The following is an 18,524-nucleotide window of genomic DNA, read 5'->3' as shown; positions in this document are numbered from 1 at the left end:
CATGAATACTTCAAGGAAACGAAATAATAGTACAAGCCATGTAGAGAGTTAGGCTGTTATTTTGACCCTAAATAAAAATGGGGTCATGAAAACTATAAATTCATCTAAAAAAAACGTTTCTAAAATAAGTTCAATTATTCTTTTGTTAACCATCTTCTTTATCACCGGATGTAGTAAAGATGATGAGCCAGCACCTGTCGAAATTGTAAAAAGCAATGCTAAACAAATTACAAGTTTTAAGTTTTTGTCTGCTAACAATTCGGTATTGTCGATAGATGTAACAGCAAATATAGATGCAACAGCCAAAACCATTGTTGCTACATTACCTGTTGATACTCCTTTAACAGGATTAATACCCACAATTGATGTATCTGCAAAGGCTAGTTTTAATCCTACGGGATCGCAAGATTTCACCAATCCTTTAATTTTTACTGTTGTTGCAGAGGATAGATCAACAACGAACTACTCGGTAACCATCACTCGAGAATTGAGTGAAAAGGGAGTCTTACAGCTCATCCTAGATGTCAATCCTGATAACACTTTAGGCTGGGATCTGCAAAACACTACCGACTTAGATAGTTTAAACGGGGTAACTCTGAACACTCAAGGTAACATTAGTGAATTAAACCTGCCGAATAAAAACCTGAACGAATTACCCGCAGAAATTGGGCAATTAACGAGTTTAGAAATTTTGTTACTAGGGGAGAACAACCTTAGTACCCTTCCAAAAGAAATTGGTTTATTATCTAGTTTGAAAATATTGCGTCTATCAGTAAATCAATTGACTACTCTACCTAATGAAATATCACAGTTAACAGATTTAGAAGAATTATACTTAAATAGTAACCAATTTACAATCCTACCATCAGAAATAGAAGCATTGACAAAGCTTATCATTTTGTCAATAAACAGCAACCAGCTTAGTTCAATACCAAAAGGAATTGGAGCGCTGAGTAGTCTAATTGATTTGAATTTAAATAGAAACCAGCTTGAGGATATTCCATCAGAGATTGGTCAATTGACCAATCTTGAGCATTTGATTCTAAAAAATAATCGACTAACGACTTTACCTCAAGAGATAGGTTTATTAACGAACTTAAGTGTTCTTAATTTAAGTGATAATCAACTTAATTCTATTCCGATTGAATTAGGTTTTCTTATCAATCTAAACTTCTTAGACATTACAAACAACAATTTAACAGCCATTCCTCGATGTCTTCGTTTTTTGGAGTTATTTACCGCACCAAGCATGGATTTCTTGCATGATCTTGTTACGTTTCAATCTACTTCTCAAAAAGATGCACTTATTAGTATCTATAGTGCCAATCCCGGTAATGCTTTAGAATGGGGGGTTGATAATTTTCCTGATGTTGATTTTAATGCAAATGGTAACCCAACAGGTTTGCGTTTAAATAACAAAAACCTTGCCCGATTACCTGATTTTATAGGTGTACTCACTTCATTGGATATTATAATAGTAAATAATAATAGTATAGAAGATATTCCAACATCTTTGGGAGATGTAAATACGTTAGTGGCTCTAGAATTTGGGAATAATAAATTGGCGACAGTGCCATCAGAGCTAGGTCAATTAAGCAATCTGCAACTATTAAATTTAACCAACAACCCGTTAATAAACATACCTACAGAAGTCTGTGATCTGCAAACGTCGAACGGGGGAATGCTTACTATACTCACTGATCCTGGAGAAGAATGTAACTAGTGAAAAAACGAGGTCATTCACTCTTTAATGTAAAAATCATGAAAACATATATACATAATAATCTATACATAATCGTTTATCTCTTAATCATTTTTTGTGTTATAAGTTGTAGTAAAGATGACGAGCCAGTACCTGCTGAAATTGTAAAAAGCAATACTAAACAAATTACAAATTTTAAGTTTTTGTCTACCAACAATACGGTATTATCGACAGATGTAACAGCAAGCATAGATACCATAACCAAAACTATTACTGCTACGTTACCAAGTGATATTCCTTTATCGGCATTAACACCTACAATTGATGTATCTGCAAAAGCTAGTGTTAGTCCCACAGGAGTGCAAGATTTTACGAATCCTGTGACCTATACCGTTAGTGCAGAAGATGGGAGTACAAATAGTTTTGAGGTAACTCTCATTAGTAATAGTAGTGCTAAACAAATTACAAGTTTTGTATTTCTGCTTACCAATAATCCCATCAATGTAAATGTTGTAGCGACTATAGATGAAGATAACAAAACCATAACAGCAGCTATGCCTATAGGCACAGATATTACCGGATTATTACCAGAAATTAAAACATCGGCTCTAACCACTATAACCCCTGATACAGCAAAGAATTTTACAAATCCTGTAGAATACAAAGTAACTGCCGAAGATGGTAGTGAAGTAATATATACAGTAACTATTAACGTATTATTAAGTCAACGACAAATTTTACAAGCCATTTTGGATGCCAATCCCCAAAATTATTTGGGTTGGGATCTAGAAAATACACCAAACTTAAATGATCTAAGTAGAGTCACAACAAATTCCAGTGGTAGTATCACTGATTTACTTCTTGGTTTTGGCAACATCACCATAATCCCATCTGTAATAGGGCAGCTCACAAGTATAAGAAGATTGATTTTAGTTCAAAATCGTATTGCAGAATTACCGCCAGAAATTGGGCTTCTGAAACAATTAACGACCCTAAACCTTAGTAAGAATCCTATACGTGTTCTTCCCTCAGAAATAGGACAACTGATTAAACTAGAAGAAGTGGAATGTGAGCAAACTGGTTTAAACAGTATACCAGTAGAAATTGGTTTGTTGACGAATTTGAAAAAGCTAAGCTTAAATTCCAACAGATTAACTTCTATACCAGCAGAGATAGGACAATTAAGTAGTTTAGAAGTTTTATCTTTCAATGATAATAAACTTACTTCTATACCTTTAGAAATAGGGCAGCTAAACAAGCTAAGTTCTTTAAAATTATATGGTAACCAACTTACCGCTATCCCTTCTGAAATAGGAGCATTAACGAATTTAGGGGAGTTATTTTTGCAGAACAACCAACTAACCTCTGTACCAGCTGAAATAGGGTTTCTGAATGTCCTATCTTTTTTAGATATCCAAAATAATAATTTAACAACTATTCCCCAGTCTATTTATAATCGTATTTCTGTTATGGATTTATACCTAGATGTGGGTGTTGTACCAGAAACTGCTTCCCAAAAAGATGCACTCATTAGTATCTATAGTGCTAACCCAGGTAACACCTTGGGATGGGGTGTAGATAATTTTCCAGAGGTTGGTTTTGATGCCAATGGTAATCCAAAAACTATTACAATCAACAACAAAAACATCACCAGAATCCCTGATAATATAGATCAACTAACAGGATTAGAAAGCTTAAATGTAAACAGTAATAATCTGGAGACCATTCCTTCATCAATAGGTAATATGAACACTTTGGTTGTTTTAACACTAGCTAATAATCAATTAAGCACCGTACCATCAGAGTTAGGTCAGTTAACAGGTCTAGGACTATTAAGCTTAATGAATAATCCAATATCTAGTATACCTACAGAAGTCTGTGATCTACAAACATCAAACGGAGGTATACTTACCATAATCTCTGATGCCGGGGAAGGTTGTAATTAATAAAAAAGTTGTCATTCACTCTTAATATAAAAATCATGAAAACATATATCCATAATAATCTATACATAATCGTTTATCTCTTAATCATTTTTTGTGTTATAAGTTGTAGTAAAGATGACGAGCCAGCATCTGTCGAAATTGTAAAAAGCAATTCTAAACAAATTACAAATTTTAAGTTTTTGTCTGCCAACAACACGATATTATCAACAGATGTAACAGCAAATATAGATACCATAGCCAAAACTATTACTGCTACATTACCTGTTGATACTCCTTTAACAACATTAACACCTACAATTGATGTATCTGCAAAGGCTAGTTTTAATCCTACAGGAGAGCAAGATTTTACTAATCCCGTGACCTATACCGTTAGTGCAGAAGATGGGAGTACAAACAGTTTTGAGGTAACTCTTGTTAGTAATAGCAGTGCTAAACAAATTACAAGTTTTGTATTTCTAGTGGCAGATAATACTATTGTCGTCGATGTTACGGCTATTATAGATGAAGAAAACAAAACCATAAAGGCTACAGTGCCTATGGGAACTACAGTTATAGATTTATCCCCAACAATTGAAATATCTGACAAGGCAACAATAAATCCAATTATTTCTCAGGATTTTACTACTCCAGTAGTCTATACAGTAACCGCAGAAGACGGTAGTGAAGTTGTGTATACTGTTTCTGTTAAAGTCCCATCAACTCAAAAAGATGCATTGCAAGCTATTTTGGATGACAATCCAGAAAACACCTTGGATTGGGATTTAGCAATTACACCAGATTCAGATTTAGGAAGCCTGAACGGGGTTGATACAGATGTAAATGGCAATATAACTGGTTTGTTCATTGGCTTCAAAAACATTAGTGAATTACCCTCAGAAATTGTTTTGCTATCGCATTTAGAACTGTTTGTATTAGACGGTAACCCAATTATAATACTACCTTCAGAAATTGGGCAACTCACTACTTTAATAGGAATATCTTTAAAAGGTAACCAGCTTACTTCGTTACCCAAAGAAATAGGATTTCTATCTAATTTAGAAAGTTTACAAATTATAGATAACCCACTTACTACCATACCTCCCGAGATAGGGTTGCTTCTTAACTTATCACGGTTAGATTTGATAAATAACCAAATAACTTCTTTACCACCCGAAATAGGATTCTTAATAAACCTAAGTGCTTTATTTATTAATGAAAGTAACTTGACCACAATACCTTCATCTTTCTCTTTTTTATTGACATTAAATAATGCATTAGTTGTAGGTCCTTTGCCTCCTTCTAGCACGATCTCCCCAAAAGACGCACTTATTAGTATCTATAGTGCCAACCCTGGTAATACCTTGGGATGGAGTGTAGATAATTATCCAGAGGTTGGTTTTGATACCAATGGTAATCCAAAAACTATTACAATCAACAACAAAAACATCACCAAAATCCCTGATAATATAGATCAACAACTAACAGGATTAGAAACCTTAAATGTAAACAATAATAATCTGGAGGCTATTCCTTCATCAATAGGTAACATTAACACTTTGGTAGTTTTAACACTAGCTAATAATCAATTAAGCACCGTACCATCAGAGTTAGGTCAGTTAACAAGTCTAGGACTATTAAGTTTAACGAATAATCCAATATCTAGTATACCTGCAGAAGTCTGTGATCTGCAAACGTCAAACGGAGGCATACTTACCATACTCTCTGATCCTGGAGAAGGATGTAACTAGCTTTTAGGATATGAACTTATAATTCATAAATACTGCTAATAATCGCACAAATAGTACAAGTCATTTTTAAGGTATTAGACTAAACTTGTTATGCAATTATAATTAGATAGGATAAACAAAACCGTATAGCGTATTCCTCGGTATTGATAAGGGTATTCAAAATGAATTCACGTGCTAACTAAATTAATTTTATGGACATACTCAATCAGATATTAAACATTAATCCCAACTATATTGTTATTGGATTACTTGTGATTTTCTTTTCACTAGAACAAATCCTGAAATCTCCGTTTCGATTTAAAAATCGAATAGAACATCTTTTTCAAAACATTCTGTTTCAAATTACCCTTATCATCCTAAATATATTCTTTGTTACTTTTCAGGTCTATTGTATCGATTGGTTAAACAATAATGAAATAGGCCTTTTATATTTAATAGAGTTACCATTTTGGGGTAAACTTTTTATTGCAGTTGCGTTATATGACGTAACAGCCTATTGGATACATAGGGCAACACATAGCATCCCTTTGTTATGGAGATTTCATAGGGTACATCATAGTGATACATCTATGGACTCCTCAACAGTATTTAGATTTCATCCGATCGAATTAATACTTGTTTTTGGAGTTGGTAATATGATTACTGCTGCAATTTTTGGTACAGATGTATTCGCTATGGCACTATACTATTTAATTCTCTACATATTTTTCTTTTTTGAACATTCAAATCTTAATTACCCTGATTGGTTAAACACTACAGTAGGGTTCGTTTTTGTAACCCCCGATCAACACAGAGTTCATCATCAGCAAGATCAATATTATACAGACTCTAATTATGCAGATATTTTTATCATCTGGGACCGGTTATTTGGAACCTTTAAAAAATTATCATTAAAAGAAATGAAATATGGACTGAAAGAATTCGAAGAAGAAAGAAAGCAACAATTTTTATTCTTAATGAAAAGCCCCTTTGTAAAAATTAAAAGAAGCGTATCTAGTCAAAAAAAAACGTAACGGAACAATCAAACTTTAATTAATCTTTAAAATGAAAAAATTACTTATCATCTTATATGGGGGTGCATCCTACCTGGTTTTTTTAATTGCCTTTATATACGCAATTGGTTTTGTAGGCAATTTAGTTGTTCCCAAATCAATTGATTCTGGTATTGAAGCACCCACGACAATATCAGTTCTCATAAATCTGGGACTATTAAGTTTATTTGCTGTTCAACATAGTATAATGGCTCGCCCCGTCTTTAAAAAGTGGTTTGCCAATTATATTAATCCAGCTATAGAACGAAGTACATATGTTTTACTTTCTAGTCTTTTACTGCTGTTAATATATTGGAAATGGCAACCGATAACCACTGTCGTTTGGGAAGCAGAAAATATGATATCCACTATATTAACCGTTATTTTCTTTTTGGGTTGGTCAATTGTATTTCTTTCTACTTTCATGATCAGTCATTTTGAACTTTTTGGACTCACCCAGATTTATGAAAACTTTAAAGACAAAGAATTGAGTTATCCTAAATTTCAAGTAAACCTGTTTTATAAAATTGTTAGGCATCCCATAATGCTTGGATTTGTTATCGCTTTTTGGGCTTCCCCAACAATGACCCTAGGTCATCTATTATTTACTGTGGTTACAACGGTTTACATTTTTGTAGCTGTAAAATTTTTGGAAGAAAGAGATTTGAAAAAAATAATAGGAAAAGATTATGAAGAATATCAAAAAAAGGTTCCGATGATTATACCTTTTACACAAAAAAAAAAGAAGTTAAAAACAGAAAACTAATTATCTACTTCATCAGTAGCTATTTTTTTTTTATAAATCAGGCAGTTGTTCTATTTATTAGAAGAACTATAAAATAGATAAATAGCTATAGTGTTTTATCAATAATTCAAACAAACTAACATCAAAATATGAAAACGCTAAAAATCTTTTTGCTCACTTTAAGTTTTACCGCTCTTATATGCAGTTTAGGATGTAAAAATAAAATCAAGAAATTAAATCCAGCATTAGCTTCTATTGATCTTAAAAGAGGAGAACTTTTATTATGTAATACAGAGCAGTTTGGAGAGTTAAAATTCTCACTGTCTTGCAACTATGAAACCAGAGTTACTTTTGACTTGGCTGTTGCTCTGTTACATTCTTTTCAATACGCTGAAGCAGAAAAAGCATTTGTAAAGGTGCTTGATGAGGATCCAAACTGTCCTATGGCCTATTGGGGTGTTGCTATGAGCATATATCATGCTGCCTGGTTTCCACCTACAAAAGAAGATTTAATTAAAGGTTCAAAAATATTGAAAATAGCAAATGACTTATCAATGGATGATAAGCAAAGAGATTACATAAATGCCATTGGTGCTTTTTATGCCGACTGGGAAATTTCAGACCATAAAATAAGAGCAAAAAGATTTGAGAAAAAAATGGAACAGATATATACAAAGTACCCTAATGATATAGAAGCTGCTATTTTTTATACTTTGGCTTTATATTCTACCAGAGACAGAGTTGCAAAAGGTTATGAAAATGAGCGTAAAGCAGGAGAAATTCTTGAATCCCTTTTTACTACCAACCCAAATCACCCGGGTATCGCTCACTATATTATTCACAATTATGACAATCCTGTTTTAGCTTCTAAAGGGTTAGAAACGGCAAGACGCTATGCCAAAATAGCTCCTTCTTCTTCTCACGCCCAACATATGCCATCACATATCTTTACAAGATTAGGTATCTGGGAGGAGTCTATCGAATCTAACTTATTATCAGCAAGTAGTTCAAGATGTTACACCGAGGCCGCGGCATTAGATGGTGCCTATTTTGAAGAATTACATGCTACAGATTATTTGGTTTATGCTTATCTTCAAAAGGGAGATAATGAAAATGCAAAAAAACAATACAATCTAATTAAAGAGTTAACATCTTTTTATCCTACTAATATTACGGCAGCTATCTATCCTATAACTGCCATACCAGCACGACTAGCTCTTGAAAACAGAAATTGGGAACAGGCTGCCAATTTAGAATTACGAGAAATAGACTTGAAATGGGAACAATTTCCATGGCAAAAAGCAATACACCATTTTGCGAAAGGTCTGGGAGCATCACATACAAAGGATTTTGCTTCTGCTGAATACGAAATTGAAATCCTAAAAGAGCTACACCAAGATTTAATAGCACTAAACGACCGTACAAAGTCTATTCAAATTAAACAAGTAGAAATTCAAATCAAGACTTTACAGGCATGGCTGAATTTTATAAAAAATGACATAAAAAAAGGGCTTCAATTAATGCAAGAAGCAGTTGATATAGAAAGAAATACAAGTAAACACCCAGTTACCCCTGGTGATGTGCTTCCTGCTATAGAATTATTAGGAGATATGTACTTAGAAATAGGTAAAAACGAAGAAGCATTACTCGCTTATGAACTTAATTTAAAAGAACACCCAAATCGATTAAATGGTATTTATGGAGCCGCTATTGCTGCTAAAAAAATCGGTAATCATGAAAAAGCCTTCAAGTATTTTGAAAATGTACTAAAACTTACCGAGAACTCTAATAGTGACAGGCCAGAAGTAAAGGAAGCAAAAGTCTTTGTAAGAGAGAATAATCAATCTATACAATGATAAAACAGAATATTTTAAATAGAAAAACATTCGTGTTTTTCGTGATCGTAACGGCATTTACATATGGATGTAAGCAAGCATCAAAAAAGGAACTACCGATATATAACCCAGCAGACTTTAACCCTAAACTGGTAGATAAAGGTCTACAGGCTAAAGATCGTGATCATAAAGTGATCAATTTCTCCTTGATAAATCAAAATGGAGATACGATAACCCAAAAAGATTACAAAAGTAAAATATATGTAGTAGATTTTTTCTTTACCAAATGCCCAAGTATCTGTCCTATTATGACCAACAATATGGCAAAACTACAACACGTATTTAAAGACGACCCCCAAATAAAATTGTTGTCAATTTCTGTTACCCCAGAAATTGACAGTATCTCTATATTAAAAACGTATGCCACTAAAAATAAAGTTATTGATTCTAAATGGAATATTACCACCGGTAACAAAAAACACATTTATAATTTGGCACGTAAAAGCTACTTTGCGGTGGTAAATGAAGGTGATGGGGGACTACAAGACTTTATTCATACTCCAAATTTTGTATTAATAGATAAGAAAAAACAAATAAGAGGGATCTATGACGGAACCAATGATAAAGAGATAGAACGTCTTATGGATGATATAGGAGTTTTGAAAAATGACTAACGATATTATCAAATATGTTTCTACGTTTGGATAATATTTAAAGCCTAATAGACCATAAATAAAGTATTATATTAAAAATAAAAAACCGTCCAAAATCAAATTTTTAGACGGTTTTATTGTGACCTCAGAGGGATTAACTATCGTTGATCCCGTTAAGCTCTCCTTTGCAAATAGAAAACCACGAGCTATCGCTCTAGTTCTTTATTTTCTTCCGAAACCTCAAAGTTTTTAGATTTGTGTTTCTCCAAAAAACAAAGAACCACGCCATTGGCGTGGTTTTCTGCTTGTAGTGACCCCGGAGGGATTCAAACCCCCAACCCTCAGAGCCGAAATCTGATGCGCTATTCAGTTGCGCCACGAGGCCATTTTCTTATATTAAGATAATTTACTTTTTACTATTGTAGAAATCGTTTTTCCATCTGCTTTTCCTGTTAATGCAGCATTTGCCATCCCCATTACTTTACCCATATCTTTCATTCCCTCTGCACCAGTCTTAGCAATAATATCTACTACTATTTTTTCAATCTCTGCTTCACCTAATTGTTCTGGTAAAAATTTCTCAATCACTTTTGCTTGCGCCAGTTCGGGTTCTGCCAGATCATTACGTCCTTGTTCTGTAAAAATTGCAGCACTATCTTTACGTTGCTTAACCTGTTTTTGCAATAATTTTAATTCCTGATCTTCGGTGAGTTCTTCTTTTGCTCCACTCTCTGTCTGAGCTAATAAAATAGCTGATTTCACAGCACGCAATGATGTCAATGCATTAGTATCTTTAGCTTTCATAGCCTCTTTCATTGCAGTCATTACTTTTTGCTCTAAACTCATGATAATTGATTTTTTATCTTTGGATTGCGAAGATAAAAAATAAACCGATAATCTACTCCTAGATTATCGGTTTAGTTTAAATACTATTTCTATTTATAAATTCTGGCCAATTCTATACTGAACTCTTTGACATGCTCAGAGCAAGTGTAGACGAAATGCTAGAATTACATGTTTATATTCTATACAATACTATTGTTTTAATTATTATAGAAATTAGTCAACATTATCATGTAAAAAAGAATTGTTTTTGCGCAATTGTATATCATCATTACTATCGGTTCCTAAAGAAGTTCTTGATAATCCAGAATCATCTGGTTTAGTATCTACATCTATTCCTGCTCTTTTATAGGCTGGTTCTTTTTCTATATCATCAATTTTAGAAGAGCTATTTCTAAACTTATAATTAAATTCTTTCATCTTAGCTCTACGTTCTGCTGCTCTGGCTTTTAAGGTCTCAGAAATAGGTTGATTAACAGGATCTACATCTTCTGCTTTTTCTGTTTCTGGAGATGGATCTACAATTTTCTTTTCTAAAATGATCTCTTCATCTTCTTCTTCCATAACTTCTGCTGGTTGTGCTTCAGTTAATCGCTTTTCTTCTTCCATATAATCCTCTAAGCTATACTTACGTACTCCTTCAGATGCAGTTTCTCCAACAGGAACCACTTCTATTGCGTCATTAACTTCTAAATCGAGAATATCATCACTTAGGTCAAAAACAATAGGTTGTTCTTCTTCCTCTTCTATTTTTTGTTCATTAGAAATAGCATTTGGCGTCGGTACAGATTCTTCTTCGTTTCCTCCTACAGGCATATCAAATGCTAATGCAAATTGATCTTCTTTCTCTTCTTCAGCATTTACTTCTTTTTCATCATTAACTTCTATTTGTTTAATAATATCCTGCGCATTAATAATCACAAAATCATTATCTGAAGAAAACGCATCTACTACTTCGTAGGATACATCAATATTTTTTAGCAGATCTGTTGTAGGTATCAATATGGAATCTTCATCTACTTCTTCATCTTCAATTAATTCGTGCTTTATAATTGATGGTTCTTCTACTTCCTTTTTCTTTGGTAAAGGAGAACGCATAGGAGTAACATTACCTGTAGACTTAGGAGATAAGTCTTGTATTGCCGAACGTTGTTCGTCCTCTAGAGTATGAATTATTTTCTTAGTTTCAGTATTAACAATTTCGTCTTGTTGCTCTACATCAAATCCAGTAGCAATAACTGTTACAGAGATTGCATCTTCTAGAGATTCATCTTCACCAACTCCCATAATGATATTAGCTCCATGACCGGCTTCTTGTTGTATATGATCATTAATTTCACCAATCTCATCAATAGTAATCTCTTCTTTACCAGATACAATTAGTAGGAGTACATTTTTAGCACCGGTAATTTTATTATCATTAAGCAAAGGAGAATCTAATGCTTTAACAATAGCATCATGAGCACGTTTATTACCTGAGGCATTAGCAGACCCCATAATAGCTGTACCACTATTGCTTAGTACTGTTTTTGCATCTCGTAAATCTATATTTTGCGTATAGTGATGTGTAATAACTTCTGCTATACCTCGAGATGCGGTGGCAAGAACTTCATCTGCCTTAGAAAAGCCAGCTTTAAATCCTAAATTACCATAAACTTCTCTTAGCTTATTATTATTAATAACAACTAAAGAATCTACATGAGCGCGAAGTTTTTCTACTCCCAATTGCGCTTGTTCATTACGCATACGACCTTCGAACTGAAAAGGAATTGTAACAATCCCAACAGTTAAAATATCCAACTCTTTTGCCATTTTGGCAATAATAGGAGCAGCTCCAGTACCGGTTCCTCCACCCATACCAGCCGTGATAAAGATCATTTTGGTATTGGTATCCAACATTGTTTTTATCTCCTCATAGCTTTCTACCGCAGATTGCTCACCCACTTCTGGGTTTGCTCCTGCACCCAACCCTTCGGTTAGTGAAACTCCTAACTGTATTTTATTAGGAATTGGGCTGTTTTCTAATGCTTGAGCATCTGTATTACAAATGACAAAATCAACTCCTTTAATTCCTTGCTGGAACATGTGATTAATGGCATTGCTACCTCCTCCTCCTACTCCAATAACTTTAATTACATTAGATTGATTTTTTGGTAAATCAAACGAAATGTTTTCGAACTCCTCATTTTTACTCATAATTGCTAATTTTCTGGTTCTCCTACTGTATCTTTATATGTTTTGACTGTTCAAAAAAAGTGAACATTACTTAATCTTCTAACTATTCTGCATTGTCTAAGAATTCTTTGAATTTCTCTGTCCACTTCTCTAGAATATTCTTCCTCGGTTTTAGATCAACTCTTGGATCTTCTTCTTCAATAGTGATATCATCATCTATAGCTGCTGTTTCAGGTTGTCGTTTTGATTGAACGCTCGCAACAGGTTCTTTTTTACTTATTTTCTTTTGTTTCTTAATATGTATTAATCCATCCATTACTAATCCTACAGCAGTAGCATACATAGGACTCGTAGTTTCTGAATCGCTATTCCCTGCGAGGTGTTCATTAGGATATCCTATTCGTGTATCCATACCTGTAATATATTCTACAAGCTGCTTAAGGTGATTAAGCTGTGATCCTCCTCCTGTTAATACAATTCCCGCAATTAATTTCTTCTTAGGGGATTCATGTCCATAATTTTTGATCTCTAAAAAGACCTGTTCTACAATTTCGACTACTCGTGCATGAATAATCTTAGAAAGATTTTTTAAAGTGATCTCTTTGGGCTCTCTTCCTCTTAGTCCGGGAATTGAAACAATCTCATTATCCTTATTTTCTCCAGGCCAAGCAGATCCAAATTTTATTTTTAGTAATTCTGCTTGTTTTTCGATGATTGAGCATCCTTCTTTGATATCTTCTGTTATCACATTACCTCCAAAAGGTATTACTGCTGTATGACGAATAATCCCATCTTTAAAAATGGCTAAATCTGTTGTACCTCCTCCTATATCGATTAGTGCAACTCCTGCTTCTTTTTCTTCCTGACTTAGCACCGCATTAGCCGACGCTAATGGTTCTAAAGTCACATCTGATAATTCTAATCCTGCACTTTTTACACATCGCCCTATATTACGAATAGAAGTCACTTGCCCTACTACTACATGAAAATTAGCCTCTAATCTTCCTCCATACATTCCCACCGGTTCTTTTATTTCGGCTTGACCATCTACTTTATATTCTTGAGGCAGTACATGTAAAATCTCCTCACCAGGTAACATCACTAATTTATGCACCTGATTGCATAATTTGTCTATATCATCTTCATCTATTACAGCATCTGCATTAGGTCTAGTGATATAATCGCTATGTTGTAAACTACGAATGTGCTGACCTGCAATACCAACCGTTACATCATTAATTTTTAATCCTGAAACACTTTCTGCTTCCTGAATTGCTTGTTGTATTGATTGAATTGTTTGTGTTATGTTATTAACCACACCACGGTGTACGCCCAAACTTTTGGATTTGCCAATTCCCAATACCTCCATCTTTCCGTACTCATTATATTTCCCTACCATGGCAACAATCTTAGTTGTTCCTATGTCTAGTCCTACCGCTATTTCATTTACTTCTCTTTCCATATTGGTATTATTTTATTGTACACACCACTTGATTACTAAATTGCAAACTGACTTTTTTATATTTTTCAAGACTTTTATCTCTTAGTGCTTTTTGATAAAATGCCTTAAAGTTCCTTATCTTATTATCTAAATTTTCTATTTTCCCAAAAACCAATTTAAAAGAGTACACTCGTAACTCTAGTTCATAATTCCCTTCGACATTAAGGTAAATCCCTACAACATGTTTTTTCAAAAATTCATCTTCCTGAATTTTTTTTAATAAAGGAAAAATCTGAATAACTTCTCGCTCTGATACATTATGTACTATTGGCACATGAGCCGAATAACTATCAGACAAAGGCATCGTATTTCCCGTAACATCAACATAAAAAGGAGTAACCGCATTAACCCTAGCAATTGGGGTGCGTTGCTTGATTCTCGCCCTAAGTTCTCCATTTACAGTAAGATACACATCAGAATGTTCAATCATTTTATGCGCATCGAGCTTTTGTTCTACAGTATTCAAAACTAAAATTTCTTTACCCACGTTCGTAACTCTGTCCTGATTTTGTATTAACAATTTATTAACCGTTATTTCATTTACATAAGGATCTTGTTCTTCAACAAATTCTATAAGCACTTCATTAATCTTTCGTTGCTCATTACGTTTACTGGCAAAAGCAAAAAGAACTACCATTAAAATAAGCAGACCACTAAATTTTAAATATGTCAAAATCCTTCTTTTCATACTAACAAAGCTTCCTTTATACGATATACTTCTTCTCCAATATCTCCTGCTCCAATAGTTAATACTACCTCGGCATTACTACCTACTATTGCTTCAATTAAATTATCTTTTTGTATTAGTTTTTTATCTTTTGTATCTATCATATTTAATAACCAATCCGAGGTCACACCTTCTATAGGTAATTCTCTTGCCGGATAGATATCCAAAAGCAGTAATTGATCAAACTGGCTAAGACTCTGCGCAAAATCTGAAGCAAAATCTCTGGTTCTACTATATAAATGTGGTTGAAAAACAGCTAGTATTTTCTTATTAGGGTGCATCTCTCTTACTGCTTGATGCAGCGCATTAATCTCTGTGGGATGATGTGCATAATCATCTACATACACCAAGTCATCTGTTTTAATCTGGTAACTAAATCTTCTTTGTACACCTTTAAAAGAAAATAAAGCCTTTGCCAAAGGTCCGGTCGGGGAGCCGTAAAGCATCGCTATAGCAAAGGCTGTAATAGCATTTAACAAGTTGTGTCTACCTGGCAGGTTTAAATGCAAATCTTTAATACGTTTATATGGTGTTTTTAAATCAAAAACATATGTTCCATTATCTATTTTTATATTTTGAACACAATAATCTGAATCATCTTCGATTCCAAAAGTAATACCCGAAAGGGGCAATCCATTACGAACCAAAAGATGATCCTTTGCTCTTGAAGAAAATTCGATAAAAGATTCTTCTAATGCATTGGCCTTTTCATAAATATCCAAATGATCTGCATCCATCGAAGTAATCGCAGCTATATTCGGATATAGTTGCAAAAATGATCTATCAAATTCATCAGCCTCTACTACAACTACTTCATTTCCTTCTAATACTAAGTTAGAATTATAATTTTCGCTTATCCCTCCTAAAAAAGCGGTCACCTTTGCTCCACTTTCTTTAAGTAAATGTGCAAGAATTGCAGTCGTCGTCGTCTTGCCGTGCGTTCCTGCCACTGCAAGTGTATATGTATCTTTTGTAATAATACCTAAAACTTCTGCCCTCTTCTTGATCAAAAATCCATTGTTCTGTACATACACATACTCCTTATGATTTTTTGGGATAGCAGGAGTATATACGATTAGCGTATTCTCAATATTCAAAAATGCCTTAGGGATATGATCAACGCTATCTTCAAAATGAATCGGAATTTCTAATGCTATTAGATCAGAAGTAATTTGACTAGGAGTCTTATCATACCCAGCTACATTTTTACCTAGGAATTTAAAATATCGGGCAAGAGCACTCATACCGATACCACCGATACCGATAAAATATATATTCTGTATGTTCTCTAAACCTTTGTTCATTATATACTTCTAATTTCTTACTGCTCTATTTTGTATTAATTTTTCAATCTCATCTACTATATCCGAAGTAGCATTGGGTAATGCCATTTTTTTTATTCCTTCGGAAAGTTTAATTTGCACATCTTCAGAATCCAATAATTCTGAAATTGTATCCTGAAACTTGTTATCTAATTCACTTTCCTTTAACATTACAGCCCCATCTTTATCTACAATTGCCTTTGCATTTTTGGTTTGATGGTCTTCGGCTACATTTGGCGAAGGGATAAACAATGTTGGTTTAGCAGCAATACATAGTTCTGAAACTGAACTTGCACCTGCTCTTGATATAATAATATCTGCAGCCGCATATGCCAAATCCATGGTATCCAAAAACTCATGTACTTGCACATCCTTTTGATCCGTATATCCTTTATAATCTGAATAATATAACTTACCACATTGCCAGAGTAACTGCACCTCTTTTCCTGCAAAAAAACCAAGTTCTTTTTCGATTAATTGATTAACTCTTCTTGCCCCAAGACTCCCGCCAATAATCAAAACCGTTTTCTTTTCTGGATCAAGGGCATATTTTGTAATTGCCTGATCTCTTTTTTCTTCAGTTTTTAGTAAATCCTGACGAACAGGATTTCCTGTTTTTATGATTTTACTTTTCGGAAAAAACTTTTCCATATTATCATAAGCAACACAAATCTTATGCGCTCCTTTTGACAACCATTTATTGGTAATTCCCGGAAAAGAATTTTGTTCCTGAAGCACCGTTGGAATCTTTCTCGAATTTGCCATTTTTAATAATGGCCCACTTGCAAATCCTCCAGTTCCTATAACCACATCAGGATTAAACCTTTTTATAATTTTTCTGGATTTCCATAGACTACTTAACAGCTTTATTGGAAACAATAAATTACTCAATGTTAGCTTTCTTTGAATACCACTAATCCACAATCCTACAATTTCATATCCAGCTTGTGGCACTTTTTGCATCTCCATACGATCCTTTGCTCCTACAAACAAAATAGAAGCATCTGGATATCTATCACTTATTTCATTAGCAATAGCTATTGCAGGATAGATATGTCCTCCTGTGCCGCCTCCTGATAATATGACTCTCAGCTTTTTGCTCATAAAACTTCACTCAAAACCTCTAAAGGGTTCTCTTCTTTTTCTTTTATTCGTTCTTCTTCTATACTAGTTTCTCTTTTACTACTTACACTTAACACAATACCAATTGCCAGGCAGGTCATCCAAATTGATGTTCCACCACTACTAATAAGCGGAAGTGTTTGCCCTGTTACCGGAAATAATTCTACAGCAACCGCCATATTTATCAATGCCTGAAAAACAATAGGCAACCCAACACCCATAACTAAAAGCTTACCAAAAATATCTGCACTTTTATGTGCTACAATCACTAACCTTAGCAATAACAATATGTACAATAACATTAGAAAAACTCCTCCAACAAAACCCCATTCTTCAATAATAATTGCATAAATAAAATCTGATGATGACTGTGGTAAAAAGTTTCTCTGTACACTTTTGCCGGGACCTGTACCAATAACTCCTCCTCTGGCAATTGCAATTTTTGCGCGTTCTATCTGATAATCTTCCTGAGTATCCTTATTATCTGTAAAGTTTTCTATTCTACTCACCCAAGTATCTACCCTATTTGGGAAAACTCCTGGAAATGCTTTTGCGAACAAAATGAAAAAGGTAAGTATCAAAAGTCCGGATCCTAAGATCACTGTGATATATTTTAATGGATATCCACCTAAAAACACCAAAACAATAACCATAGAAAATATAATCGCCGCAGTAGAAAAATTAGCAGGTAAAATCAACATTAATACCAAAAACACAGGTAACCATAATGGCAACAATGTTTCTTTAAAAGTAACAGCTTTATCTTTAATTTTTGAAAGGTATCTAGCAACATAAGCCATTAAAACAACTGCCGCCAGAGTAGAAGGTTGAAAACCTACACCAACAAATGGCAAACGAATCCATCTACTTGCGTTCGTCCCTCCACCTGTTGTATTCTGTGCCAATGTGATTAATAATAATACAATCACCATTGGTATCATAATAATAGAAAGTCCCTTAAAATAATGGTGAGGTATCTTATGCACACCATACATTATCAAAAAGCCTAAAACGAGATGTGCAAAATGTTTAACCAAAAAACTAAAAGTATCTCCATCACCCCCATACAAATATGCTAAATTACTACTAGCACTATATACAGGTAGGAACGAAAACAATGCCAACAAAGCTGCTACCGCCCAGATCGCCTTATCCCCTTTTATATTTGCTAATACTTTAGTCATTCTTACTATTA

General features: G+C 33.9%; 14 protein-coding genes and 1 tRNA gene. 7 read left to right on the top strand and 8 right to left on the bottom strand.

From position 1 onward, the window contains the following. Nucleotides 1-85 precede the first annotated feature (85 nt). The 7 genes from AAFU52_RS13575 (at nucleotide 86) to AAFU52_RS13545 (ending at nucleotide 9,660) form a co-directional block, all read left to right on the top strand. The gene (locus AAFU52_RS13575; RefSeq protein WP_438422294.1) at nucleotides 86-1,723 is read left to right on the top strand and encodes a leucine-rich repeat domain-containing protein; all 1,638 of its coding nucleotides are present in this window, start codon (nucleotides 86-88) and stop codon (nucleotides 1,721-1,723) included. 38 nt (nucleotides 1,724-1,761) lie between these two features. Further along, nucleotides 1,762-3,648 carry a leucine-rich repeat domain-containing protein gene (locus AAFU52_RS13570; protein ID WP_438422293.1) on the top strand — a complete coding sequence of 629 codons (1,887 nt, stop codon included), beginning with the start codon at nucleotides 1,762-1,764 and terminating at the stop codon, nucleotides 3,646-3,648. 35 nt (nucleotides 3,649-3,683) lie between these two features. Then, complete coding sequence (locus AAFU52_RS13565; RefSeq protein ID WP_438422292.1) at nucleotides 3,684-5,375, top strand: hypothetical protein; 1,692 nt, start codon at nucleotides 3,684-3,686, stop codon at nucleotides 5,373-5,375. Nucleotides 5,376-5,566: 191 nt separating this feature from the next. After that, nucleotides 5,567-6,388 (top strand): sterol desaturase family protein, encoded by an 822-nt coding sequence (locus AAFU52_RS13560; RefSeq protein ID WP_024770718.1) that lies wholly within the window; start codon nucleotides 5,567-5,569, stop codon nucleotides 6,386-6,388. 31 nt (nucleotides 6,389-6,419) lie between these two features. Further along, nucleotides 6,420-7,172: a methanethiol S-methyltransferase gene (gene mddA, locus AAFU52_RS13555; RefSeq protein WP_438422291.1), complete on the top strand. Its 753-nt coding sequence runs from the start codon at nucleotides 6,420-6,422 to the stop codon at nucleotides 7,170-7,172. A 128-nt stretch (nucleotides 7,173-7,300) separates the two neighbouring features. Further along, nucleotides 7,301-9,007: a tetratricopeptide repeat protein gene (locus tag AAFU52_RS13550; protein ID WP_024770716.1), complete on the top strand. Its 1,707-nt coding sequence runs from the start codon at nucleotides 7,301-7,303 to the stop codon at nucleotides 9,005-9,007. Then, entirely contained in the window at nucleotides 9,004-9,660 is a 657-nt protein-coding gene (locus AAFU52_RS13545; protein WP_024770715.1) for an SCO family protein, read from the top strand. Before AAFU52_RS13550 ends, AAFU52_RS13545 begins: the two co-directional genes overlap by 4 nt. A gap of 290 nt (nucleotides 9,661-9,950) precedes the next feature. Here AAFU52_RS13545 and AAFU52_RS13540 read toward each other — a convergent pair. The 8 genes from AAFU52_RS13540 to AAFU52_RS13505 all read right to left on the bottom strand — a co-directional run bounded on the left by AAFU52_RS13540 (nucleotide 9,951) and on the right by AAFU52_RS13505 (nucleotide 18,513). Then, nucleotides 9,951-10,024: transfer RNA gene (locus tag AAFU52_RS13540), tRNA-Arg, on the bottom strand. Nucleotides 10,025-10,035: 11 nt separating this feature from the next. Then, nucleotides 10,036-10,485 carry a GatB/YqeY domain-containing protein gene (locus tag AAFU52_RS13535; protein WP_024770714.1) on the bottom strand — a complete coding sequence of 150 codons (450 nt, stop codon included), beginning with the start codon at nucleotides 10,483-10,485 and terminating at the stop codon, nucleotides 10,036-10,038. Nucleotides 10,486-10,698: 213 nt separating this feature from the next. After that, entirely contained in the window at nucleotides 10,699-12,678 is a 1,980-nt protein-coding gene (ftsZ, locus tag AAFU52_RS13530; RefSeq protein WP_024770713.1) for a cell division protein FtsZ, read from the bottom strand. An 82-nt stretch (nucleotides 12,679-12,760) separates the two neighbouring features. Beyond that, a complete protein-coding gene (gene ftsA / locus AAFU52_RS13525) occupies nucleotides 12,761-14,119 on the bottom strand; it encodes a cell division protein FtsA (RefSeq protein ID WP_109851627.1) in 1,359 nt (452 codons plus the stop codon). Nucleotides 14,120-14,126: 7 nt separating this feature from the next. Next, nucleotides 14,127-14,846, bottom strand: a complete 720-nt coding sequence (locus AAFU52_RS13520) for a cell division protein FtsQ/DivIB (RefSeq protein ID WP_438422290.1) — start codon at nucleotides 14,844-14,846, stop codon at nucleotides 14,127-14,129. Beyond that, the gene (gene murC, locus AAFU52_RS13515) at nucleotides 14,843-16,189 is read right to left on the bottom strand and encodes a UDP-N-acetylmuramate--L-alanine ligase (RefSeq protein WP_438422289.1); all 1,347 of its coding nucleotides are present in this window, start codon (nucleotides 16,187-16,189) and stop codon (nucleotides 14,843-14,845) included. Before murC ends, AAFU52_RS13520 begins: the two co-directional genes overlap by 4 nt. A gap of 9 nt (nucleotides 16,190-16,198) precedes the next feature. After that, a complete protein-coding gene (gene murG, locus AAFU52_RS13510) occupies nucleotides 16,199-17,311 on the bottom strand; it encodes an undecaprenyldiphospho-muramoylpentapeptide beta-N-acetylglucosaminyltransferase (protein WP_438422288.1) in 1,113 nt (370 codons plus the stop codon). Further along, entirely contained in the window at nucleotides 17,308-18,513 is a 1,206-nt protein-coding gene (locus AAFU52_RS13505) for an FtsW/RodA/SpoVE family cell cycle protein (protein ID WP_024770708.1), read from the bottom strand. The genes murG and AAFU52_RS13505 overlap by 4 nt, the downstream gene beginning before the upstream one ends. Between the last annotated feature and the right edge of the window lie 11 nt (nucleotides 18,514-18,524).

The organism is Aquimarina macrocephali, from assembly GCF_051627225.1.
Lineage (GTDB): Bacteria > Bacteroidota > Bacteroidia > Flavobacteriales > Flavobacteriaceae > Aquimarina > Aquimarina macrocephali.
Note: the sequence above shows the minus strand (reverse complement) of the source record. Positions and strands in the feature narration are given on the sequence as shown.